This is a genomic window from Rhizobium sullae, assembly GCF_025200715.1.
Lineage (GTDB): Bacteria > Pseudomonadota > Alphaproteobacteria > Rhizobiales > Rhizobiaceae > Rhizobium > Rhizobium sullae.
In genome coordinates, this window is sequence record NZ_CP104143.1 from 221,704 (window position 1) to 245,859 (window position 24,156).

The following is a 24,156-nucleotide window of genomic DNA, read 5'->3' on the forward strand; positions in this document are numbered from 1 at the left end:
TTCCGCTCACCCGTACGGGCAGCCGCAACGCCCCCTGAGGCTACTCTGGAAGATGCACGCAAGTTCTAGCTGAAAGAGGAGGTCGACGGTACGCAGGATGAGGACAAGAAGACCCAGCGTGTGGATCGTAGTAGTAGGGCATAATCAGAACCGCGCTTGGACACGACCCATTCTTATCCAAACTGACCCGTGCCGACGCCCCGCGAAGTACGCGATCACATGATCAGCGAGCTTGGAATGAAGCCGGAGACCGTCCACCGGTACCTGAGTGACATTAGGGCCGTCATCAACTATGCAATCGAACCCATTCAACAAGCTGGAAGTGAGGACGGAGCAGCTTGCCAAAGATGCGCGCAACCCGTTCTCCCAGGAGTAGCTGAGCAGGAGCGTGTGCGAGTGCTAACGCACGCTAGTGACGCCTCCAGCGGATATGGCGTTTGCTGGAAGGGACTGGGTGCCGTCTAGCCGAGATAGCGGGGCTGCTCGTGGCCGATGTAAAGCATGACCACGAGAACCCCCACGTCGACCTCGTATTCCATCCGCATCGCCTTCTGAAGAACAAAGGGTCTACTCGTAAGGTGCCGCTCGTCGGCGATGCGTTGCCAGCAGTGAGGGAAGCGGTCGATAGCGTTGGTGGCTCTTTCTTGTTCGCCCAGTATGTTGAGACAACCTTAGGGCCGCTTGAAGGGTCCCCCTTCATTCTCATCACGGTTCAGCCGCTCGACCAACTCGTCGGCCTCCTCTTCGGATAGCATGTCCATGACAATCCCATCGATAACGACCGGCTGTCCGGTTATCGCGTCGACTACCGTCCAGTAGACGTTCAGGTTCTTGTGACGGCTATACCGCTCGGTTGCCATGAGGTGTGCCTTTGGGTGCTGTGGCGCAAACCTGGCTCTCCTCTTCCTGTTCCGCTTCTTCATCCCCTTCTCTTGGGCGTTAAGGATAAACTCAAGGTTGCTAGCGGTATCGTGAGGTAACCGATCGAGAACCGCTCCGTTCGTTTCCGCAGCCTTTCCTTCGCGGTAGTCTATGACACGCCACGTGCCGTCAGGGTTCTCCTCTAAACCGTACCGCCTGTAGGGCATTGGTCACCGTAGGTTACTTTAGGTAAGCCTAAAACGCCGACCCGGAACGTTTTGTTGCAACTTCATCTGACAACCATCCAATGTACGGCACGCGCGATGATCCCCGGTACTCCTTCGATCCGCCTCACAATGCAACCTAACTATTTGAAAAAGATCAATAAAGCTCTCCAATTGAAGCGCGGATGATGCTTAGCTCTCTGCATTGGGAGGTCAAACACATTCGAAAAATGGGGCATCATGACCCACGTGACGTCCTCTCAAGCCGAGTTCAACCAAGCGTTAGACTCAGGGCCGACATCACCGGCATCCTCGCATATCTCTTCGTGGTTCTCCTCATCACGTGTGCCGTCATGGGCTACGGTACCCGACATCGGGCGGATGTCTTCGGGAATACAAGCCGTTTCGATCACCATGAGCTTCCGAACAGCGGGCCATACAAGGTCAGCCGGAAAGCCCTTGGGAGCCTTACCGCTGGCTACTGCCTCGGTCTTGGCATCTTTGAACGAACGGATCATTGCTCGGCTCCCTGATGCAAAAGGAAGGATTGCACACTCGTCTGGTCTCAGCTTTTCGCCCTGAGCCAATTAATGATGCTATGCGCAGCAGCCTTGCCCGTCGCCAAGCACGCCGTCAGCAAATACCCACCCGTTGGCGCTTCCCAGTCGAGCATTTCCCCAGCAGCGAAGAGGCCGGGGTTGACTGCTAGCATGTAGCTGTCGTCAAGCGCGCTCCATTCGATGCCGCCGGCGGAGGATATGGCCTCGGAGAGGGGGCGGGGGCGGGTGAGTGGGATCGGTAGGGATTTGATGATGTTTGCGAGCCTCGAAGCGTCCTGAAGGTCGGTTTCGTTTGCGAGTTCGCGTAGCAAGGCGGTCTTGACACCGTCGAGGCCGGCGCCTTTTCGCAGGCGGTTGGAGCGGCTGGCTTTCCTATCCTGCCGGGCGAGGTCTTTTGCCAGGCGCTCAGTGCTTCGGCCGGGTGCGAGGTCGATGATGAGAGATGCGAGTTTGCGGGTTTCGAGAGCGTCGCGTAGTGCTGCGGAATGGGCGTAGACGAGGCTGCCTTCGATGCCGTGGCGGGTGATGACGAACTCGCCGGGAAAGGTGCCGGCGGGCGAGGTGGCGGTGACGGATTTGAGCGGCTCGCCAGCGAAACGCTCGCGGAAGGTTTCGCTCCAATCGACGTCGAAGCCGCAATTGGCGGGGCGGAACGGCGCGATGCTCACGCCCTTTTCCCGGAGCCAAGGCGCCCAGGCGGCATTCGAGCCGAGGCGCGGCCAGCTGGCGCCGCCAAGGGCCAGCAAGGCGGCATCAGGGTGGACGACGAGACCGCCTTTCGGCGTCTCGAACGCGTAACCATCCGCCTCGAAACCCGTCCAGCGGTGGCGCGTCAGGATTTCGACGCCCTGCGCCTCAAGACGTGCGATCCAGGCGCGCAGCAGCGGCGAGGCCTTCATGACCTTCGGAAAGACGCGGCCGGACGAACCGGTGAAGGTCTCGGTGCCCAGTCCCTCCGCCCACGCGCGGACGTCGTCGGGTGTGAAGCCGTCCAAGGCGGTCCACAACTGGTCGGACGCCTTGCCGAAGCGGGTGACGAAGCGCGCGTAATCTTCCGAATGAGTGATATTGAGGCCGGACTTTCCAGCGAGCAGGAATTTGCGCGCCACCGTGGGCATGGCTTCGTAGACGGTGACGGCGTGGCCGGATGCCGAAAGCACCTCGGCCGCCATCAGGCCCGCCGGCCCGCCGCCGATGATCGCGATCTGTTTTTCTTCATGGTTCGCCTGATACAGGATTCACGCCCGCGCGTCTCCGGATTTGCGGAAAGCGGATTCGTTGCGGGCCACCGGCAAACTCACTAATTTGAGATCCCACGATCAACGGAGTTTCGCGGCATGGCCGACCTCAAGGCAAAACCAAGACCGACTGGCGCCACCGCCGTTCTCGGGCGCACCGGCTTTCCGCATGTCACCTCGGTGACGAAGGGTGAGCTAGATATCGTCACAAGCCCGTCGCAGCCGGGTTTCAACCCGCTGGACCTGCTCTATTCCTCGCTTTCCGCCTGCCTGGTGCTGAGCGCGCGCATCGCCGCAAGCCAGATGGGCGTGCTAGACAAGATCACCGAATTGACGGCGGATGTGACGGGCGAGAAGGCGACGGAAGGGCCTTCGCGCGTCAAGAAGTTCAATATCGCCTTCGGCATCAAGGGCGATATCGACGAGGAGACGCGGCAGAAGATCGCTCATGCGGCGGAAGAGATCTGCACGGTGAGCAATACGATCCGCGGCAAGCCGGAATTCGCAACGGCGATTTCCGGCTGACGCAGCCGGACATCAGTCACTTTTGTCCGCAATTGTCGCTCCTGCGCTATCTTCGGTTGCTTTCATCGGGTAATTCGCTGCCGATCGCCGCTTTCACTGGACGCGGCGCAGAAAGCATCGAGATCATGTCGCAAGCCGCTTCCGCAACCGTCGAAACAGCACCTTCCAATCGCCTTGCCCTCGCGGCACTGATCCTTGGCGGGGCGGCGATCGGCGGCTCGCCGATCTTCGTGCGGCTGTCGGAAGTCGGGCCGATGGCGACCGCGTTCTGGCGCGTTGCGCTCGCCCTGATACCGATCGTCCTATTCTCGTTGATCAAGGGCAAGGATGCCGGACCGAAACCGGAAAAGCTTTCGGATTATGGGCTGTTGGTCCTGCCGGGCGTAATCCTCGCCCTGGATCTTGCTGCCTGGCATCTCTCGATCACCATGACGTCGGTCGCCAATGCGACGCTGCTGGCGAACCTTGCGCCCGTCTTCGTCACGATTATCGGCTTCCTGTTCTTCCGCGCGGTCGTGACGCGGCTCTTCGTTATCGGTCTGGCGCTGGCATTGGCCGGCGTCGTCATTCTGAAGGGCGGGCCTTCGGCCTTTGGGAACGGGGATCTGGCGGGTGATGGTATCGCGACCGTCGCGGCGTTGTTCTACGCCGGCTATATCCTTGCGATCGGCAGGCTTAGAAGCCGGTTCGATACCATCCGAATCATGCTCTGGAGCACGGCGTCTGCCGCGGTTACCATCTTTCCGCTGGCTTTGGCCTTCGAGGATCAGATCTTGCCGGCCACCGCTTATGGCTGGGCGATGGTTTTCGGCCTCGCCTTCGTCAGCCATGCCGGCGGGCAAGTAGCGATCGCTTATGCGCTCGCCTATCTGCCAGCCGCCTTCTCCTCGCTGACGCTGCTGCTCCAGCCGGTCGTCGCGGCGATCCTTGCGTGGATATTGCTGAGCGAAGCGATCGGTCCAATGCAGGCGATCGGCGGCGCAGTGGTGCTCGCCGGGATCATGATCGCCCGGCGAGGTTAGATCAGGCGACCGCGGCAGGCCTTACACGCCGGGCATCGAGGATGGCAAGCGCCTCGTCGACGGTGGCGGCAAGCGTTGCCTTTTCCGTATTGCAGGTGCCCCAAGCTTCGATAAAGCTGCTCGTCTTGCCGTAGCTGTTGTCCAGCACGCAATGATCGGCGCCGATCAATACGCACATGATGTGGCCGTGCATGCGGTCGGTGATGACCTGGCGGGCCGAGCCGAGCAGCGCCACGCCGCGATCGAAACGCTGCTGTGCGCGCTCGCGATAGGCAAGCTCCGTCATGCGGGCACGCCCGCCGATCTTGCCGGACAGAAGGCCCTTCAGGATCGCGGTATGCTTGGTCTGCCGCTGGAAATCCGCGGGCTCATCCGGCCAGTCGGATTTGACGGTGCCGGGACGTCCCGTGGCAGCGGTGAGATCCTGCGGTGTCCCGACTTCCTGATCTTCGCGGAGATTGAGCAGCAGCTCGTGCTGCGGTGCCGGGCGCGCGACAGGGCCGATGCAGAAGGCCATATCCGGGCAAAGGCGCGTGTCGCACTGGAACCAGCGGCGCGCGAATTCCAGGCTCTTCTTGTCGCGCACCAGGAGGGTGAAGTTGCCGTGCTGCTCGATGGCGCGGGCCGTGCTGTCGATATTGGCCTGTTCCTTGAAATGGATCGTCTGCGGCATCTGGATGATCGGCCGGCCCTTGAATTTCGTCAGCATGCCTTCCCGGAACTGACGGTAGCCGGCCCATATGTCGCCGAAATTGCCGCCGCCGTGCAGGAAGATACGGCCACTGCCAATCGTCGCGAGCATCCGCTCCTCGTCATAGGTCGGAATCTCGGTCACATAAGCCGGCCGCGTCTTGCGGCGGTCGAAATAGGCAAGCTCGCCGAGCCAGATGGCGCTGTCGCCGATATTGTAGTGGTTGGGAAAATCGAGCAGCGCGAAGCGCTCCGCCGGATCGACGAGATCGGAGAGGTTGTTGGCGATCAGTCCTTGAAGGCGGTTGATGATCGTAATGTTGGTTTCCTGCATGAAAGGCTCCTGTTTACTGGCCCAGCTGCGAAGCTAGGCCTCGGCGCGTTTGCCGAACGGCAGCAGCGACTTGCCGAGTGCGATATAGGGACGGATGGCCTTTCTGCCGAAGATCGGCAGAAAAGCCAGATAGACGATTGCGCCGAGCCCGATGCTGGCGCCGAGAGCTATCCAGCGGCTTTGCAGATGTTCGGCGATGTAGGGATGGGCGAACCAGACGCAGACAGCCATAACCGCGCTGCCACAGAAGGGAAGGGCGACCGCCTTGAATGTGCCGGCTGCATCGATCCCGGCATACTTGCTCAGCACATATTGCTGGTAAGGCATCGTCAGCCAGGCCCGCAGCACATAGCCTGCCGCAACCGCGAGGATGCCGTAGGGGATCAGTAGCCAAGTGAGGATCAGCGTCGCCACAAGCTGGAGGGCGGCCACCGAGAGGATCGATTCCGCACGGTTGGCCGCGGAAAGCGCCGAGGATGCGAAGAAGTTCGTCACAAACGGCACGGACATCAGCACCAGCACGGTGGCGATATCGCCGGCATTGCCCCATTTGTCGCCGAAGAGCAGGGCGATCATGTCGTTCGACAGCGCGCCGAAACCGAAGAGCAGCGGGATCGTGCCGAGAGCGGCCGCACCGACGATCTTGTTGTAGGCATTGCGAAAGGCGGTGCGATCGTTCTGCAGGCGCGACAGCGTGACGAGCGAAACGCTGCCGATGGGCGCAAGGACGGCCTGGCCGATTAGTTCAATCAGCCGCCAAGCGATGCGGTAACGGCCGACTTCAACGGCGCCGTACCAGCGGGAAATGAAGATATCCTGCACGCGGGCAAGCAGCATCCACATGAGCTGCGTGACCACGAGGCTGACGCTGAAGAGGAAGACTGAACGGAACTTCTCGAGATTGAAGCGCAGGCGCGGCATCCACGGGTAGGACACCCAGCCGAGGACGACGGTGACGGCGGCAGTGACCGCAGTCTGCGCCACCAGCGCCCAGATGCCCCAGCCGAGCCAGGCGCAGACGACGGCGGTGATGCCGGAGAGCAGGCTCGCAGCGATGCTCTGCGCCGCAAGGCTCTTGTGGCCGAAATCGCGTGCCAGCCGCGCATTGTGAACAACTGCAAGCGACGAGAGGGGCAGCAGCGGCGCCAGCCATTGCAGGATGCCCGCCACCGAAGGATCGCGGACGAGCTGGCCGTAATAGGGCGCGAAGACGAAGACGAGGGAGGCGACGACGGCGCTGAAGGCGACCGTTGCCCAGAAGCAGGTATCGGCGAGTTCCTCGTCGAGATCGAGCTGCCGGGTAATCGCATCGCCAAGCCCGGCATAGGCGAGCACACGGCCGATCTCGACGAAAAGGCTTGCGAGCGCGAAGGTTCCGAAATCAGCAGGCCCGAGGATGCGGGCAAGGATGACGAAGATGACAAAGGTTGCGACGGTGCTCCACGCGACGCGGACCACCGACCAGAGGACGGAGAGCGCCGTCTTCTTCTTCAGGTCGGCATGCGCAACTGCATTATCTGCCATTCAGGCTCCAATCGAATGTGGTGCGCAATCGAGGGCATTGCGGCGATGACGGATCAGCTGCGGATCGCTGATGTCGCGCGTTTCGCCTTGGCGCTCCGCCAATAGGCGAGCATGCCGGTGATGTTGTCGCGAAGCTGGCGGCGATAGGTGAGCCCCATCTCGTCGCTCATCCTGCGACCGCTGATTGCTTCCTTGATTGCCTGGCGGATATCCCAGCGCAGCATGCCGCGCATGTTGGAGCGCCGGTCGAACATGTATTTCGCATAGAGCGCGCCATTACCGAAGGCATAGCCCGCGTGCAGGCGGTGAATGTCCTCGATCTTGCGGCGGCCATGGAAGTGCTTGACGACGACATCGGGGGAATATTCGACACGGATGCCGGCGTTGAAGGCGCGGTGAATGTAATCCGTATCCTCCCCCGAGCGGAAGGGCGATCCGGCGCCGAAGCGTGGATCGAAGAGGCCAATCGCTTCGCAAAGCGCCTTCGGGAAGGCCATGTTGCAGCCGTGGATGAAACCGCCGGCATGAAGCTCGCTGGTCAATGCGGCGGGCTCGCGTTCGGTCTTGATGGTGACCGGAAGATCGCGCGCATCACCGAGCTCGACCCGCCCTCCGCGCATGACGATCTCGGTATCATCGGCGAAGGCGGCATCAATGGTCGTGAAGTACTCGGGGAACACTTCGCAATCATCATCTGTGAAGGCAAGGAGACGGCCGGCGGCGGCAGCAATCCCGCTATTGCGGGCATTGGCGAGGCCGGGCAGCGTTTCGTAGATGAGATTGGTATCGATCGGCGCCAAGGCCGCCCATTTGCGGAAGACGTCCGAGGTGTCGTCGGTCGACCCATTGTCCACGAAGACGAGTTCAAGGTGCAAATGGCCTGCCTGCCGCGCGGCGGCGGCGATGGCATCCAGGCAGTTCAATAGGCCATAGGCCCGATTTCTCGAAGAGATGATCAGGCTGATGTCAACAGGCCGAGGAGGCATTTATTTCCCCTTCTGCGATCGATGTCCGGGTGAAGATAGGCCGCACATCAAGGTTCGGCAAGGATTTTTTGCGCTGCAGCAAAATAGAACAGATACGGTAAAAATAGAAGAAATGAGGTAATTTGTTGACGAAGACGTGTCGTTTGACGAGAGTTAGAAACTCCAACGAAGAAACATGTAATAATATTTGATGGCTATTGTATTTAGTGACCGAGTGTATAGCCTTTAGGAAATTTACCTGTGTCTTGTTATTTTTTATTTTATGGATGTATCGTATTTTTCTTTAAAATTATTCAGATAATATTTTATTACAGAGCGATGGAATGTTTCCGTTTTCATTGAGGTAAATGCAGAGATCATCGAATTGAGTGATGCCGACAAGAGTTGAGCAGAAAAGTCCTTCTGGCAAAGATAATGGTTGGAAATACATCTGCACTAAACTCGTTGGAGGAAGTCCATTCCAAGAAATCATCACGCTTCGGAAGGCTTTCCAGGGCGTTATTGCGGGGCGCTGGCTTGGCGGGTTTTCTGCAAAAGCCACTTCTGGATGATCGGCACATCGGCATCGCCGAGGTCATGGCCGCCGGAGATGACGTCCGAATCGACGGTCGCGCCGGCGGTTTTCAGCCGTGTCTGAAGCTCGTTGGCATACCGGCCATAGGCGTCGGTCTTGCCGCTGATGACGAGCAGATCCGTGCCCGTAAGGTCGGCACGCGGATAGTCCGTCAGGACCGGCATGGAGCGGAGCAGCACGGCGCGGTGCACGAGGCTCGGATGCAGGTAGAGTAGCGAGTTCAGCAGATTGGCGCCGTTGGAATAGCCGACATAGACGATCTTCCTCGGATCGAGGCCGTAGGATTTGACGGCGCTGTCGATAAAGGCGGCGAAGGCTTCCGCCTCGTTCTTGATGTCGTCCTGATCGAAGGCGAACGGCGTTATGCGCTTGTACCAGCGCGGGAAGCCTTCTTCCGTTGCGCGGCCGCGCACGCCGAGCAGTGTGGCGCGCGGCGACACCTTATGCAGCAGCGGCATCAGCGTCGTCTCGTTGCCCCCCGATCCGTGAAGCAGCACGAACACGCTGCCGTCCGGATCCGGTGGTGTGTAGAAGCGGTGGACGAAGGGCAGGTCGCGATAGTTCACGCGGGGCTCGCCGGGCATGGAGAACTGCGGCAGGACCACCTTCAGGTCCTCGAGATTGGTGATTGGATCCTTCGGCGGCACGAAGAGCATGGAGCCGAGGGTTTCGGCCTGTTCATCGACGGTCATGCCGGGCTTGTCCGTTGCAAGTTCGGCCAGCGTGCCGCCAGGCTCGCGGGCATAGAGCGAGCGGAAATATTTGCGGTCATGCATGCTGGTTGCCGAGAATTTCGTCTCCCGGAGCGCTTCGTGAACTGTCGACAACTGGGCATCGTCGGTGGCGCGGAAAGCCACGTGATCGACCGTGCCTGTTCCCGGCGCACCGGACCAGAAGCCGCGGGCATTGCGGACATCGATGACGTCGCCCGATTGCGAGACGAGACGATCGATCGCGCCCTTGCTCACCTGGAAGCGATAGCCGAAGTGTCTTTCGAGGAAGCTGCGGCTTTCCTCAGGCACTTCCGTCAGCATGGTCGCGCCGCGGATGCGCTGCACGGCGTGCTCGATCGGCACCGGACCGCCACGCCAGGGCGCGCCGCTCTTCAGTTCCTTGTTGCCGGTGAGCTTCAGGATGATGTTGTCGGGATCCTTGAGACGCAGCACCGTCTCGCCGAACTCGTCTCCCGGCCCCTCCATGCGCAGGCCGAAACTCATGGCCCGCGTCAGCCAGTAGCCGATGCTCGTAGGGTCGATGGCAAGGGCGATCTCGCTGATCTGCCCGAAGCCCGCGCGTCCTGGTGAACCGTCTTCCCACGCGAGGAAAGTGAGAAGCGAACCGGGTGTGCCGGCAGCGTCGCCATAGAAGAGATGCAACTGCGTCGCGTCTTCGAATCCGGCCGTCCGTTTGACAAGCCGCAGGCCGAGGAAGCCTGCGTAGAAGTCGACGTTCGCCTGCACTTTGCGGGTAATCGCCGTCACGTGATGTATGCCAGAAACCATTGAGAGCAGTCCGGATTGGATAGGAGTAGCGAGCAATGCCAGAACGAGAGCCGATATGAAAGTCATGCCAGTGCCGTAGAAGATTGCCTTGATTGTTCTACACACAGAACGAGCGAATCGCCGAGCGGTTGCAGTTTCAACGTACCAACGTCCTCCAGCATCTGTTCCAGTTGCTGCAGGGTTGGCGGCTTCACCATATAAGCGAGCGCGCCGAGCTCCTTCGCTCTTTGAATATCGCCTTCGTCGCTTGATGTGCTGAGGATGCAGACCGGAATGCCGCGGAGCCGTCCGTCAGCTGCAAGCGCACTCAGGACCTCGAAGCCGTCCATGAGCGGCATGTTGATGTCGAGCAGCATCAGGTCCACCGGCGGCTGATCCGGTATTGCGGCACGCTGTTCGAGCAGCCTCATCGCCTCGCGGCCGTTCGCCGCGACGTGAAGATTGAAGCTGACCTTCTCGCGGCGCATGAGCTTCAGTTTCAGAAGCTGTATGTCGGCTGGGCTGTCTTCGACGAGCAATACTTCAGCAAGCCTGCGAGTCGCCTCCGTCGCATGTTCGTACGGCCGGACGCTTTGAGCGGCAGGCATTGCCATGGGTGCTGCGGCGGCTGCCAGGGCAAGGGGCACTTCGAGGATGAAGGTCGCGCCTTCGCCGCCACACGCCTCGCACCAGATCGCGCCGCCGTGCAGCTGCGCTATGCGACGGCAGATGGCCAAGCCGAGGCCGGTTCCTTCGATGCCGCGGCCGACGAGTCGTTTGAACGGCTGGAAAATCAGCTCGCAATGCTGGGGATCGATGCCGGGACCGTTGTCGCTGACGGAAAGACGGCAAATGCCGCTGTTTGCCGTCGCGGCGATCCTGATCTCCGGCGTGCGGTTCTCGCAATAACGGATGGAATTCGAGACGAGGTTCTGCAGAAGCTGGATCAGCAACGTCGCATCGCCCATTACTTCCGGCAGGTCCCCGCGAATGATCGCTGCCTGACCGCTTTCGATCTGCCGATGGAGATTATCCTCCACCTGATCGAGCACCGAAGCGAGCGCGACGGGCTTCAGCTCGAGGTCGGCGGCAACTTCGAGCTTGGTAAAACCCGAAACCTTGACGATCAGGTCCTCCATGTGGTCGGCGGCGCTCAGCACGTAGTCGAGAAGCTCGCGATCCTCGGCTGGCAGTGAAGAGGAACCGTGCAGGATCTTGCTGAAGGACTTGATGGTTCTCAGCGGTTCTTTGAGATCGTGCGCCATCGCACGCGTGAAGATTTCGAGAGATTGGCGCTTCTGCTCCAGCTTGGTTTCCAGCGCGCCATGCATGATGGCATTCTGGATGCAGCGGTGCAGCGCTTCCGGCGACAGCGCATCCTTGGTCAGATAATCCCGCGCGCCGCTCTTCATCACTTCGACGGCAACCGTCTCGTTGCCCTGGCCCGTCAGCATGATGACATTGGCGGATGGATAGAGCTTGAGGATCTCCGCAAGAATGCCGAGGCCGTCGCGGCCGGGCAGAGAGTAATCGAGTAGGATGCAGTGCGGCCGTTTTCCCCTGATCAGCACGAGGCCCTCGTCTCCGGTTTCGGCCTCGGATACGGCGTAGGCGGTGCCCGGCACGCGGTCCAGCATGCGCCGGTAGACCTCGCGGTCGTCGATGTTGTCGTCGATGATCAGTATCGAGCAGACTTCTGCCAATCGTCACTCCTCTAAGGGCAGTATGGCAATCTCGAACCAGTATTCCTTCAGCCTTTGTATGGCTGCAAAAAGGCCGTCCAGATCGACGGGCTTCTGCACATAGGTATTGGCGCCGAGGGCATAGCAGCCTTCGATGTCACGCTCATCGTCGGAGGTCGTCAGGATGACGACCGGTATCTTGTGCCAGTGCGCATTGGATTTGATCGCCTCCAGCGTCTTGCGGCCGTCGAGCCCCGGCATGTTGAGATCGAGCAGGATCAGGCCCGGCCGCGGGCTCATGGCCGTCAGCATATCGAGAGCTTCTTGTCCCGAAGGCGCCCAGTGGATCGGGTTGCGCAAGTTCGTGCGCTTGAAAGCGCGGATCGTCGCCTCGAAGTCGTCCTCGCTATCCTCGACGATGAGGATTGGTTGCGTGTCACGCTGCTGCATTCTGGCCCTCGCGCTTCCTGCCCAAAGTGAAATAGAACGTCGTACCGATGCCGATTTCCGATTCCAGCCATATCTCGCCATTGTGACGGGCGATAATCTTGCGGACGAAGGTCAAACCGGCCCCCGTTCCGTCATCCGAATCCTGCGATTTTTCCAGGCGTTTGAAAATGCGGAAAATATCCTCATGGAATTCCTTGGCTATGCCTTTGCCGTTGTCTTTGACGAAAAAGACGTTACGCGCCGTCGTGCCGTCCCTGGCGACGAAGCGCTCGAGATAGCCGATGCTGACGAGCGGTCGGGGTTTGTCGTTGTATTTGATCGCATTGGTAATGAGGTTCCGGAAGACTTCCGTGAGTCGCGGCGCATCGCAGACCACCTCAGGCAATTGACCGTCGATGACGACCTTGGCATGCCGCTCTTCCAGAAGCAATTCCATGGTGGCGACCACATCCTTAACGACGAGGTTGATATCAGTGCGCTTCACCGCGAGCTGCTGGCGGCCGATCCGCGAGAAATAGAGGAGGTCGTTGACCAGCTTCTCCATGCGCTGGCTGAGCCGCACCAGGCGGTTGAGGCGCCGCACGCCATCGTCATCGAGCTGGCCCCCGTAGTCCTCCAACAGGAAGCGCGAGTGGTTATGTAGCCCGCGCAGCGGCTCCTTCAAATCATGCGAAGCGATATAGGCGAACTCGTCGAGGTCGTGATTGCTGCGCTCCAGATCGGCGGTATAGTCTTCAAGCTGCGCCAGCGTCGTCCTCAGCCGCTCCTCCTGGTTCACGCGCTCGCTGATATCGCGAAGGATCCCGACAAAGGTCTTTATTCCGCCGCTCTTCACCTCGCTGATGGAAACGTCGAGTGGAAAGACGGCATTGTCCTTGCGCCGCCCGGAAACCTCGCGTGTCGTGCCGATGATCCGCTGCTCGCCGGTTTCGGCATAGTGGCTGAGATAGCCGTCGTGCTCCGAATGATAGGGCTCCGGCATCAGCATCTTGACGTTCCTGCCGATCACCTCTTGCGGCACGTAGCCGAACATCTGTTCGGCGGCCGGATTGAAGCTCGAGATCGTTCCCTTTTCATCGATCGTGAGTACCGCGTCCGGCGTATTGCGCACCAACGCACTGAAGCGGATGCGCTCGGTCTCCAGGCTCATCCTGTTCCGAACGTAGTAGAACACAAGCAAGGCAATCAGCCACAGCATGACGACGGTGATCGACCGGTTCGTGATCTCGTGCCAGAGACTCGCACTATCGTGGCGGACGGCAAAGAAGCCGAGCAGGACGAGGATCGTGCACACGAGGGCGAAGAGAAGCGACGCCTTCCGGTTCCTGAACCAGAGGGCGGTCAACACCAGCGGCACGTAGAGAATGCCGTTCGCCACTCCAAGGGGCGTGTAGAGATCTGCGAGAAGTCCGGTGAAGCACACGAGCGCCGGAACCCAGAGCGGTATCCGACCGCGGCTTTCGGGCTGCCGCCACCAGGCGCTTGCGAGCAATCCCCCACCGAAGGTCACCACGCCAATTGCCGTCGGCAGCGCCATCGCTGCATAAGGCCCCCAGCGGTAGCCTTGTTCGGCATTCGTGACATAGCTGGCAAGCGCGATCATGCCGAGCGTGACGACGACATAGCTTATCAGTTCCTGGATAAGCGTTGCCCGGGCTTCCCGCCAGTTCTGGGCTGCGATCAGCGACAGATTTCCGAGCAGGAAGATCAGCGAAGCATTCGGCCCCATGCCGCCGCCGATTTGCGCGGCAAAATCCGGAGGAATAAGAATGTTGGTCAACAGCCGGTCGACGTTATGAACGGTGCGACCGAGGGTGGCGATCTCGATCAACCGGGCGAGCACAATCAGGACGACGGACGCGGAGGCGATCGTTGAGAGAAGGGATGCCAGCGGCCGGCGCCTGGCGGACGTGGAAAGCGCGATGCCTGACAGAACAAAACAGAGCGCCGTGTTGAACGCCATCGAGGGGAAATCAGGAACGAACGACGTGATGACCTCGACCTGCAACAACCAGCCCGCAAGTACAGTCAGGCCGAGAAGGACGAGCAGAAGGCCGATGACGATGACGGCGGAGCGATAGCGCTTCCCCGTCCTTTGCGGGTCGTCCTGTAGCCCTGCCGCATTCCACACGTCGTCAAGCCTCCCCGGTCGGGTGCCAATTCTTGCTGAAATCCCGAAAGACACAATAGGAAAACGTATGGTTGCGCGGCTGATTCAGCGGTTGAGGCCTGCCGCCGCTATCGATTGCCGCAAAATACGGCTAGTCTGGCAAAAACGCACAATCGAGGAGCATTCCGGGGTCGCCGGATGCAAGCACCGATGCCGGTCATATTTTATATCGATGACAGCAGGGATGATCTTTTCTACCTCGACTACATCCGCAAGAAGGAGCGGATCGCTGTTGATCTTTTCTGTTTTACAACAGCAGAGGCGGCTTTGACCGCCCTGGAGCAGCGATTTGCCAAAAGCGCAGCACTTCCGGACATGCTGATCGCCGATCTTTATATGCCCCTCGACAGTGGTCTCGCACTCGTCGCGCGGCTTCGCATGGAGGCTCGGTTCATCCCGATACGGCTTTGTGTCTGCAGCGGCTCGGATGCGGAGGAAGATCGCGAGCGCGCCCTGGCTGCAGGCGCTGATTCCTTTCTGCAAAAACCTCTCGACTTTGCGGCAATTCTGCGTCCTCGAACGTTGCGCTGAATGCAAAATAGCACGCAAACAGCTGTGAAACCGGCGCCAAGCGCGGCTGGAAACGGCGATTGACAAGGCTGTTTCAGGATTTCAAGATACAACCACTGGGGAAGAGGAGTGATTTGAGCACTGAGAGAGCCGACCTGTCCAGATTCGCCGCCACGAATTCCAGCCAACCCCTAGCTGAGTGGACCTATCAGCTCTCTCGTGCTTACTTCCGGCACTTCTTCCGCTCTTCATGGATGGTGAACAACGGAATTGTGATACCTAGGTAAGAATTACGACTGTCCTGTGTATCACTTGCGGTTGAGAGAATTGATGCCGTTCCGCCTTCAGGATACTGGAAGTCCCCACTCCGTTATCCTTATCAATTGTCTCGCAATTTTTGTAACTTCTTGCATGCGCGACGTATATCCCAAGATTTCGGGATGACGGTGATTTCCGGAGATTCGACATAGGGATTTTGCTGTAATGACCAATGCTGCGGCGGTTCCATTCCATACCGGGCCCGAGCTTAGCCGGGCGATCAATCGCACCGACTTTTTCCGCCTCTTCAAGGCGGCGGCGCAGCACTATCGCTTTGACAATTTCGCGCTTGCGCGCATTTCCGAGGCGAATGCACCTTTCGGCGAGCGTGAAATCGTCATCACCAATATTGCTGAACGCCGGGCTCCGCTTTTCATCCAGATGCTCAAGGAAGCGCTGGGTCCCGTCAAGGCAAAAACCGCGCAGTTTCTGACGACGCCTGTCTACGGCAAGAGCGGGTCGATCGAGGCTGACCTCGTATTCAATGAATTCAACCGCAATACGTTTCTGCTCATTCCTCTCTTCACGCCGGAGGGGCGGCGCTACTGCCTCGTCCTCAGCGGCACGCGGCCGGAGCCCGATCAGGGAGAAGTTGCCGACGTTCTGCTCGATGCCATGCGCATTTTCGACAAGCTTTACGAGGAAATCTTGACGCAAGAGATGTCAGGGCGCCTGACGCAGCGGGAGGCGGAAATCGTCAAATGGACCAGCGAAGGCAAGACTTCAGCGGAGATCGCGATCATTCTCGGATTGTCGGAACATACCGTAAATTCCCATATCACGGCGGCGGTCAGGAAGCTTAATGCCGTGAACCGCGTTCATATGGTGGCGATCGCCCTCAGGAATGGCTTGGTTTCGTGACCGGAGATAACAGCATGAGCACCGCAGCGGGTCCGGAAGACGCCGTCAAAGTCCTGTTCGTGGATGACGAATTCGTCGAATTCAGGTCGCTGAAGAAGAAGATCGGCAGCCTTTCCGAGCCTGCCGTCGATATCGAATATTCGCAGTCGATCGGCGACGCGTTGGAGAAGGTCAAGGGCGAGCGGTTCGACCTCATTCTGCTCGACAACCGGCTGCTGCCGAATGCCGATTTCCGCGAGACGGTGCCGGAGCTTCGCGCCATCGGCTACACGGGGCCGATCGGCGTCGTTTCTACGGATATTTCAGGCGGCTATTTTCAGCAGTTTCCGGATTATGGCGTCGATTTCCGCATCGGCAAGGATGAAATCGACGCGCGGACGCTGCAATACATTATCCGCGAGTACGTAAAGTACAACCTGCCCGACTACTGGAAAGATGACTATACGATCTGATCGCGATCAGGTGGCGGGCAGCCGGATCGTGAAACGGCTTCCCGTTCGGTCCGAATGGCTGAGCGTCAGGTCGCCGCCGAGCGCGGTTAAGAGCTCGCGCGCGGCCGTCAGCCCCAGGCCGGAGCCGGCCACGGCGTCTGGCTGGGGCAGCTTCCAGAAAGGTTCGAATATCCGCTCCTGATGGGCTGGCTCAATGCCTCGCCCGTTGTCGGAAATATGGATCAGCCAATCGCTACCGCTCCTTTCCGCCGCCAGTTCGACATGCAGTGTCGCCGCGCCCCGATAAAGCAGCGCATTGGCGAGGATGTTCTTCAGCGCGGTCGAAAGAAGGGCGGCATCGCTGTTGAGGCTTGGAAGCGTGTGATGGCTGAAGGTCGCGTCATTGGCCCCCACCTCGGCCTTCAATTCAGTCCAGAGACCGTCAACGATCGGGCCGAGTTCCACCGGGGCGGGCGAAACCTGCGGCGTGCCCGCGGCGAAGCTCATCAGTGCCTTGGTGAGGCGCTGCGCGGTCTGGGCTTTCTGAAGGATTGCCGTGAGGCTTTCGCGCTGTTCGCTATCGAGCGTCTCACTGAGTTCGTCCAGCAGGATTTCCGCATACATCGCGATGTGCCGGAGCGGCGATTGGAGGTCGTGCGAAGCGGTCGCCAGAAAACGCCTCATGCGCTCCTCGCTGGCGCTGGTAACAGCAGTTGGCATTGGACCGGATGACATACAACCTCTCACTTCATTGAAGGGAAGATAGAAAGAGGGCGCCGGTTCGGCAACCGGCGCCCTCTGGGAACATGTCTGTCGAAGGTTTCTTAGCCGATTGACTTGCGCGGCTCGGTGGCTTCCGGTGGGATGATCTCCGCCTCGGCGGAGGCCGCCGCGGCCTTGGCGTGGCGGCGGCGCCAGTCACCGAGGAAGAGCAGGATCGGCGCTGCGATGAAAACCGACGAGAGCGCGGCGACCGCAATGCCGAACACCATCGGGATTGCGAAGCTCTCGACCGCGCTGCCGCCCCAGATCGCCATCGGAAGCATGGCGAGGAAGGCGGTGGCGGAGGTGTAGAGGCTTCGGCCGAGCGTTTCGTTGATCGACTTGTCGATGAGCTCGCGAAGCGGCATCGACTTGTAGAGGCGCATGTTTTCACGCATGCGGTCATAGACCACGACCTTGTCGTTCACCGAATAACCGACAAGCGTCAAAAGCGCCGCGATGGCCGTCAGGTTGAAGTCGAGCCCGGTGAGCGCGAAGAAACCAATGGTCTTCGTCACATCGAGGACGAGGGTCGCGATGGCGCCGACCGCAAACGGCCATTCAAAGCGCACCCAGATATAGACGAGCATCGCCAGGCTTGCGAGAACGACCGAAAGAATGCCGGCGACCGCGAGCTCGCCGCTGACCTTCGGGCCGACGACTTCCGTCCGCTCGATCGTTGCCGACGGATCGACCTTGACGATCTCCGCCTTCAGCTGATTGACGGCGGTCGTCTGCGCTTCCTCGCCGCCCGGCTGGCGCTCGGCGCGGATGAGGATATGATTGCTGTCGCCGAAGGACTGCAGCGCCACTTCGCCGAGGCCGAGTGCATCAAGGTCTTCACGGAAGGAGGCGAGATCGGCAGCCTGTGCCGTCTTCACTTCCAACTGGATGCCGCCGCGGAAGTCGACGCCGTAGTTGAGGCCAGGCGTGACGAACAGCACGACGGAAATGATGGAAAGCGCGGCGGAAAGCGCAAGTCCGAAGAAACGCGCCTTCATGAAGTGGATCTGCGTGCCGTCCGGGACGAGGCTGATCGGAAGCAGTGGCTTGATGTTGATGACCTTCATCTTCCTGCGGCGGACGATCGCCATCATCGCGACACGGACGATGGAAACGGCAGTGAACATGGAGATCATGATGCCGAGGCCCATGGTGACGGCGAAGCCGCGAACCGGGCCGGAGCCGAACCAGAACAGCAGCACGGTCGCGATCAGTGCCGTCATGTTACTGTCGACGATGGTCGAGTAGGCGCGGCTGAAGCCGGCGTCGATGGCGGCGAAGGCGCCACGGCCCTTCCGGGTCTCTTCACGGATACGCTCGTTGATGAGAACGTTCGCATCCACCGCCAGACCGATGCCGAGGACGACACCGGCAATGCCAGGCAGGGTCAGCGTCGAGCCGATCAGCGTCAGGCCGGCAAAGGTCAAAATCACGTTCAGGAAGAGCGCGACGTTGGCGAGCAGACCCCAGCCGCCGTAGAGGAAGAACATGAAGCCGACGACCAGCGCGAAGCCGATGAGACCGGAGGTCAGGCCCTTCTTGATGGCGTCGCCGCCGAGATCGGCGCCGACAGTGCGCTCCTCGATGACCGTCAGCTTGGCGGGAAGTGCACCGGCGCGCAGCATGGCCGCAAGCGTGGTGGCGCTTTCTGCTGTGAAGCTGCCGGAAATCTGGCCGGAGCCGCCGGTGATCGGTTCGCGGATGACGGGCGCGCTCAATACCTTGCCGTCGAGGACAATGGCGAAGGGATTGCCGACATTCTGCCGGGTAATATCCGCAAAGCGGGTCGCGCCGGCGCTATCGAAGCGGAAGCTGACGATCGGCTCTCGGGTGTTCTGGTCGAAGCCGACGCGGGCATCGGAAAGGCGGTCGCCGGAAATTTCGACGCGGTCTTCCACCGGATAGGTATTGCCCTCATCGTCCTTCATCATGGTGACGCCCGGTGCTGGGGCATTGCTCGGGGCAAGCATGTGGAACGTCATCTTGGCGGTGGAGCCGAGCAACTGGCGCAGGCGGGTCGGATCCTGCGTGCCCGGAAGCTGGACGAGGATACGGTTTCCGCCGACGCGCTGGATCGTCGGTTCGGCGACACCGACCTGGTCGACGCGCTGGCGGATGACCTCGAGGCTCTGCTCGACGGCCGAGTTTACGTTCTGCGTGATGCCGGCCTCCGAGAAGGTCATCGTGATGTTGTTCGTGCCGCTGGCAGCGATATCGAGATCGGACTGACCGGCGGTGAGGCCGACGCCAACCGGGTTCGCCAGCGCCTGCAGATCGGTGATGGCAGCATCGCGCTGTGTCGGGTCCGTCAGCGTCACGACGATCTGGCTCTGGTTGCGGGCGACCGAGCTGGTTGCAACACCCTTTTCGCGCAGCACGCGCCGGGTATCCTGCAGGAGCGATTGCAGGCGTTCCTTCGTCAGTTCCGATTCATCGACTTCGAGAACCAGGTGAGAGCCGCCGCGAAGGTCGAGACCGAGAGAGACCTGATCATGAGGCAGCCAGGAAGGCACGCGGTCGAGGACGTTTTGCGGCACGACGTTCGGCAATGCCGTGAGAATGCCGAAGAGAATGATCACCGTATAGGTGAGCACCAGCCATGGTGAGGTGCGCATGTCGTTGTATTCCTTGAATATGCATATACCGGCGCGGTGCGCTGGCGGTGTGTCATGTGATGTTGCGGAGGCGCGATGGTCGCGACATCAAGCGGCGGGCGGGGCTCGCGGCTGATTGCCCGGCAGAGCGGCCGGACGAAGAGCAGTATCGACCGGCGGCAGAGCCGCAGACGGGCCCCACTCTGCGAATTCGAGATGCGACGGCACCGGCAGGGAAACCGGGCCAAAATCGTGAAGCGTCTGTTTCGGCGCAACCTTGCGATCGGCGGCGAGAATGCCGCGAACCGCCTCGCGCGCGGTCAGCTGGAGCGGCTGCGGTTCCTTGCCGGGCAGGGTCAGCGCATTATTGTCTGGGGCCGCGGGACCGGGAATGAGATTGCCGCCGATGAGAAGGCCGATATAAGCGGTAATCGCAAGGACGAGCGAAACAGCGATGCGGGCGCTCAAGCGGCGCGCATCGAGTCCTCCCCCGTCATTCTTTGCGATCTCGCTCTCAAATCGGCTCAAAAGCGCAAAAACCCGTCATTCTTTCTCGGACGGCGCTGCGGCCGTGCCCGGAATTGTATCAGTCCCATGCCCATCTTCATAGGCCGGACTGTCATGATGCACTTGGGCGAGCCGGTCAACCATCCCCATGGCGATTTCTCGCTCGCCCATGATGACGGTATCGGCGCCGTATTGCTTCAACTCGTCGACCTCGGCATCCGAATGCGCGCGGGCGACGATCAGGATTGCGGGGTTCACACTGCGGCCGTATTCGGCAACGCTGCAGGCTTCGAAGGCATTCGGAATGGCAATCACCAGGCTGCGCGCGCCGGGAAGATTGGCGAGATCGAGCACTTCGCGGGCGGCGGCATTGCCGATTATCGTCTCGACGCCCTGCGTGGCAAGCTCTTCGATCCGCTTTTCGGAATCCTCGATGACCAAGAAAGGCGTGCCCGAAGATTTGAGGTTCTGACCGACGATGCTGCCGACCCGGCCGTAGCCGACGAGGATGGCGTGACCGGAAAGCGACGTCGGCTGGATTTCGTCTTCGGGTTCGGCGGGCTCGATGGGTGCCTCGGCTGCGTCGACCGGAGCCTCCTCCCGCTTTGGACGCTCGAGAAGCGGGCGCATGCGATCGCAGGCGAAGAAGAGCAGCGGATTGAGGATGATCGAAATTATCGCGCCGGCAAGGATGAGGTCGCGGCCCTCTTGCGGCAGCAGGCCAAGATCGACGCCGAGGGCGGCGAGGATGAAGGAGAATTCGCCGATCTGCCCCAGGCTTGCGGAGATTGTCAGGGCTGTGCCGGCCGGCTTTCTAAAGAGCAGCACGATGAGGAAGGCGGCGACGGACTTGCCGATGACAATGATGAAGACGGTTGCCAGGAGCGGCAGCGGCTTTTCGATCAGGATGTTCGGATCGAAGAGCATGCCGACGGAGACGAAGAAGAGAACAGCGAACGCGTCGCGAAGCGGCAGGCTTTCTTGAGCGGCGCGATGGCTGAGCTCACTTTCGGCAAGCACCATGCCGGCAAAGAAGGCGCCAAGCGCCAGCGACACGCCGAAGAGCTTCGCGGCGCCGAAAGCGACGCCGAGCGCGATGGCGAGCACGCCGAGGCGAAAGAGTTCGCGCGAGCCGGTATGGGCGATCCTATGCATCGTCCAGGGAATGAGCTTGCGGCCGAAGACCAGCATGAGGGCGACGAAGAGCGCCACCTTCACCAGCGTCATGCCGATAATGCCGCCGATGCCGAGGTCGAGCCCGAACAGGCGGTTGAGGCCGGCCGAAAGCGGTTCGACCGGCGCGTGCTCACCACCACCGATGCTGGCGGCTGCGGGTATCAGCACGAGCGCGAGGACCATGGCCAAGTCCTCGACGATCAGCCAGCCGACAGCGATCTTGCCTCGCTCGGTTTCCACGAGACGGCGTTCCTGCAGCGCTTTTAGGAGAACGACGGTCGAAGCGACGGAGAGGGCAAGACCAAAGACGAGACTGCCGCCTGTTGGCCAGCCCATCAGCGCGCCGAGGCCCCAGCCGAGGAGAGTTGCAAAGGCGATCTGAACGACGGCGCCTGGCACGGCGACGCCCCGAACCGAAAGCAGGTCCTTGAGCGAGAAGTGAAGGCCGACACCGAACATCAGCAGGATGACGCCGATTTCGGCGAGTTCGGGCGCCAGATCCTGATCTGCGACATAGCCCGGGGTATGCGGCCCGACGAGAATGCCGGCGAGCAGGTAGCCGACGAGTGGCGGCAGCTTCAACCGGTTGGCGATGGCGCCCAGGATAAAGGCCAGCACGAGACCTCCGACGATCGTCGAAATCAAAGGCGTATCGTGCGGCATTGCTCCCTCCCGATCTGGAATTCCCGTTCAAAACATGACATATATGGCGTATGTTGACCAATATGGGTGGTTTGGGATTATGGGTCAAGGCGCAAAGGAAACTATTCTGACACCTGCTTTATGCCGCGCCGCACGAGGGTTGCTCGATTGGACGCAGGCGGACCTTGCCGCGAAGGCGGCGGTCTCCCGCAGCACGATACGCGACTACGAAGGGCAGTACCATGAAATCCATCGCGCCACCGAGGCGCAGCTGCGCCTCGCCTTCGAGGACGGCGGCGTCCGTTTCGTTGAGATCGAAGGGGCGGGGATAGGGCTCTGCCTGCCTCCCGCGCGCAGCATTTAACCCTGCGGTCGCAGGCAGACGGCCGGCACCTTGTAGGCGTTGATCGTCTTGCCGCGGTAGTAACCGTCCGCCGGTTGCCAGCTTTTGACCAACTCAGGCGCAGCGGTCGTACAGGTCAGCTCATTGTGCGTGACGAAGAGGACTTGATCTTGCACATCCGCAGGCAGGGCGAAATTCTGCTCATAGTAATTGGCCGGGAAGCCGGCGGGCGGACGCGAGTAGATCTTGAGCGGCTCGTCTCTCAGCGTATGGAACATGTCGGCGACGAAATCGCGGTTGTCGGTAACGACGGTGCCGACACCGGCCTGCTTGGCGAGCGTGCCGACCTCTCGGCTGATCTCGCTGCGGCCGAGATAGCGCTTCATCGCTTCATTTCCGCCCGGAAGGACAAGCTGATGTGCAAAGATCGCGGCGAGCGGGAACAGGAAGCTTGCGAGGCCGCCGATGATGAGCGAGATGCGCAGGCCCTTCGGCCAGAGCTGCGTGAGGACTGACACAGCAAGAACCGTGCCTGCGACATAGGCCGATACGCCCCAATTCGCCTCGGCCTTGGCGACGAAGGCCTGCAGCGTAATCAGCAGGACGACGGGCATGGAAAGCCAGATGAGAAGTTTTTCCTTCTCGTCGCTCTTGCCTTTGATCATGCGCCACGTCGCCCAAAGCATGGCGAAGAAGACGATCGGCCCGACGACGCCGAACTGGGCGGCGAAGAATTCGAGCGCACCGCCAAAGTTCAGTTGCATCTGGTCCCACTTCGCGATGTCCTCGGTGTGGCGGACGGTTGTCGCGTCGTGGGTGACGTTCCACCAAAGGTTCGGCGAGGCGACGGTGAGCGCGGTCGCCACGGAAATGAAGAAGTCGCGCCAGGCAATACGCGCAGCCGGAACAAGAAGCAGCGCGATCAATCCGCCGGGCACGATGAAAAGGATCGCGTATTTCGACAGGAAGGAACACCCGAAGGCAACGCCCATGACAAGTGCGAGCACGACCGAACGCTTCTCGCTCAGGCCGAAATAGGCCCAAAGGCCGATCGTCATGAAGAACAGAAGAACGACATCGGTAGAAAAGAACACGGACGAGAGCGCGACGGCAGGCATCGTGATGTAGATAGCGCCGGTCCAGCCTTCGATCTTAGGACCGGCAACTCGCCTGGCGAACTGCATCAGCAACAGCGCGGTGGCCACGTGCACGAGGGGCCCGCAAAGGCGCACCCAAAAAATGTCGGTGGAGCCCGAAATTTCCGTCATCGCGCGGATGAGCCAGGCGATCATAGGCGGCTTCGAGTAATAGCCGAAGTCGAGATTCTGCGACCAGAACCAGTACTGTGCCTCGTCGACGAAGAAATCCGTCGTGTCGAAATGGAGCATCACGATACGCCACAGAGTGACGGCGAGAATGATGAAAAGGCCTGTCCTGGCAGTCATGAACAACGTCCGCTGAGCTTGAGGCGCCTGCGATACATCAGAGGAAGGGGGCTGCCAACAGGGGCGGCGCAGAACGCCGCACTATGCCGCAGGTTCAGAGCACACGAAGGGTGGTTGCGCCGCGACTGGCTTCGATCCGCTCGAGCAGGGCGACGGCGGCCAGCGTCGCGATTGCGATGAGGCAGGAACCCAGTCCGAGAACAATCATTGCTCTATCCTTAACGACATCATGTCATGTCTAAC

General features: G+C 60.5%; 21 protein-coding genes. 6 read left to right on the forward strand and 15 right to left on the reverse strand.

The annotated features are described in order from the left end of the window. Positions 1-671: 671 nt before the first annotated feature. From N2599_RS37565 to N2599_RS01130, 3 genes are all read right to left on the reverse strand, one after another. Positions 672-1,088: a hypothetical protein gene (locus tag N2599_RS37565; protein ID WP_311319495.1), complete on the reverse strand. Its 417-nt coding sequence runs from the start codon at positions 1,086-1,088 to the stop codon at positions 672-674. A gap of 257 nt (positions 1,089-1,345) precedes the next feature. Then, positions 1,346-1,603: a hypothetical protein gene (locus N2599_RS01125; protein ID WP_051336548.1), complete on the reverse strand. Its 258-nt coding sequence runs from the start codon at positions 1,601-1,603 to the stop codon at positions 1,346-1,348. A 47-nt stretch (positions 1,604-1,650) separates the two neighbouring features. Further along, positions 1,651-2,817, reverse strand: coding sequence for a TIGR03862 family flavoprotein (locus tag N2599_RS01130; protein WP_051336549.1), 1,167 nt, complete (start codon positions 2,815-2,817; stop codon positions 1,651-1,653). Positions 2,818-2,982: 165 nt separating this feature from the next. On the opposite strand from N2599_RS01130, the gene N2599_RS01135 reads away from it, so the two are divergent. Continuing rightward, positions 2,983-3,408 carry an OsmC family protein gene (locus tag N2599_RS01135; protein ID WP_027509834.1) on the forward strand — a complete coding sequence of 142 codons (426 nt, stop codon included), beginning with the start codon at positions 2,983-2,985 and terminating at the stop codon, positions 3,406-3,408. Positions 3,409-3,533: 125 nt separating this feature from the next. Further along, the gene (locus tag N2599_RS01140; RefSeq protein WP_027509835.1) at positions 3,534-4,430 is read left to right on the forward strand and encodes a DMT family transporter; all 897 of its coding nucleotides are present in this window, start codon (positions 3,534-3,536) and stop codon (positions 4,428-4,430) included. Between the two features lies 1 nt (position 4,431). Here the strand turns inward: N2599_RS01140 and N2599_RS01145 are convergent, their stop codons facing one another. The 7 genes from N2599_RS01145 to N2599_RS01175 form a co-directional block, all read right to left on the reverse strand. After that, positions 4,432-5,454: a polysaccharide pyruvyl transferase family protein gene (locus N2599_RS01145; protein ID WP_037141843.1), complete on the reverse strand. Its 1,023-nt coding sequence runs from the start codon at positions 5,452-5,454 to the stop codon at positions 4,432-4,434. 33 nt (positions 5,455-5,487) lie between these two features. After that, complete coding sequence (locus N2599_RS01150) at positions 5,488-6,978, reverse strand: lipopolysaccharide biosynthesis protein (protein WP_027509837.1); 1,491 nt, start codon at positions 6,976-6,978, stop codon at positions 5,488-5,490. 53 nt (positions 6,979-7,031) lie between these two features. Beyond that, on the reverse strand, positions 7,032-7,964 hold the full coding sequence (locus N2599_RS01155; RefSeq protein WP_027509838.1) for a glycosyltransferase family 2 protein: 933 nt from the start codon (positions 7,962-7,964) through the stop codon (positions 7,032-7,034). 498 nt (positions 7,965-8,462) lie between these two features. Beyond that, a complete protein-coding gene (locus tag N2599_RS01160; RefSeq protein WP_027509839.1) occupies positions 8,463-10,106 on the reverse strand; it encodes a VOC family protein in 1,644 nt (547 codons plus the stop codon). Beyond that, positions 10,103-11,722, reverse strand: coding sequence for a response regulator (locus N2599_RS01165; protein WP_027509840.1), 1,620 nt, complete (start codon positions 11,720-11,722; stop codon positions 10,103-10,105). The genes N2599_RS01160 and N2599_RS01165 overlap by 4 nt, the downstream gene beginning before the upstream one ends. Positions 11,723-11,725: 3 nt before the next feature. Continuing rightward, positions 11,726-12,151 (reverse strand): response regulator, encoded by a 426-nt coding sequence (locus tag N2599_RS01170; RefSeq protein WP_027509841.1) that lies wholly within the window; start codon positions 12,149-12,151, stop codon positions 11,726-11,728. Then, positions 12,138-14,282, reverse strand: coding sequence for a PAS domain-containing sensor histidine kinase (locus N2599_RS01175; protein WP_027509842.1), 2,145 nt, complete (start codon positions 14,280-14,282; stop codon positions 12,138-12,140). Before N2599_RS01175 ends, N2599_RS01170 begins: the two co-directional genes overlap by 14 nt. Before the next feature lie 189 nt (positions 14,283-14,471). Here N2599_RS01175 and N2599_RS01180 point away from each other — a divergent pair, with 189 nt between their 5' ends. The 3 genes from N2599_RS01180 to N2599_RS01190 all read left to right on the forward strand — a co-directional run bounded on the left by N2599_RS01180 (position 14,472) and on the right by N2599_RS01190 (position 16,462). Next, complete coding sequence (locus tag N2599_RS01180; RefSeq protein ID WP_027509843.1) at positions 14,472-14,852, forward strand: response regulator; 381 nt, start codon at positions 14,472-14,474, stop codon at positions 14,850-14,852. 462 nt (positions 14,853-15,314) lie between these two features. Continuing rightward, entirely contained in the window at positions 15,315-16,010 is a 696-nt protein-coding gene (locus N2599_RS01185) for a helix-turn-helix transcriptional regulator (RefSeq protein ID WP_027509845.1), read from the forward strand. Between the two features lie 14 nt (positions 16,011-16,024). After that, positions 16,025-16,462: a response regulator gene (locus N2599_RS01190; RefSeq protein ID WP_027509846.1), complete on the forward strand. Its 438-nt coding sequence runs from the start codon at positions 16,025-16,027 to the stop codon at positions 16,460-16,462. A gap of 6 nt (positions 16,463-16,468) precedes the next feature. On the opposite strand, the gene N2599_RS01195 is transcribed toward N2599_RS01190, so the two are convergent. From N2599_RS01195 to ybaL, 4 genes are all read right to left on the reverse strand, one after another. Further along, the gene (locus tag N2599_RS01195; RefSeq protein WP_027509847.1) at positions 16,469-17,176 is read right to left on the reverse strand and encodes a sensor histidine kinase; all 708 of its coding nucleotides are present in this window, start codon (positions 17,174-17,176) and stop codon (positions 16,469-16,471) included. An 89-nt stretch (positions 17,177-17,265) separates the two neighbouring features. Next, entirely contained in the window at positions 17,266-19,821 is a 2,556-nt protein-coding gene (secD, locus tag N2599_RS01200) for a protein translocase subunit SecD (RefSeq protein ID WP_027509848.1), read from the reverse strand. 87 nt (positions 19,822-19,908) lie between these two features. Next, entirely contained in the window at positions 19,909-20,328 is a 420-nt protein-coding gene (locus tag N2599_RS01205; RefSeq protein ID WP_063829595.1) for a hypothetical protein, read from the reverse strand. Between the two features lie 15 nt (positions 20,329-20,343). Then, on the reverse strand, positions 20,344-22,146 hold the full coding sequence (ybaL, locus tag N2599_RS01210) for a YbaL family putative K(+) efflux transporter (protein ID WP_027509850.1): 1,803 nt from the start codon (positions 22,144-22,146) through the stop codon (positions 20,344-20,346). Between the two features lie 34 nt (positions 22,147-22,180). Between ybaL and N2599_RS01215 the strand changes: the two genes are divergently transcribed. Next, positions 22,181-22,489 carry a helix-turn-helix domain-containing protein gene (locus tag N2599_RS01215; protein WP_027509851.1) on the forward strand — a complete coding sequence of 103 codons (309 nt, stop codon included), beginning with the start codon at positions 22,181-22,183 and terminating at the stop codon, positions 22,487-22,489. Here N2599_RS01215 and N2599_RS01220 read toward each other — a convergent pair. Further along, the gene (locus tag N2599_RS01220; protein ID WP_027509852.1) at positions 22,486-23,913 is read right to left on the reverse strand and encodes an ArnT family glycosyltransferase; all 1,428 of its coding nucleotides are present in this window, start codon (positions 23,911-23,913) and stop codon (positions 22,486-22,488) included. The two genes, N2599_RS01215 and N2599_RS01220, sit on opposite strands and share 4 nt — an antisense overlap. Between the last annotated feature and the right edge of the window lie 243 nt (positions 23,914-24,156).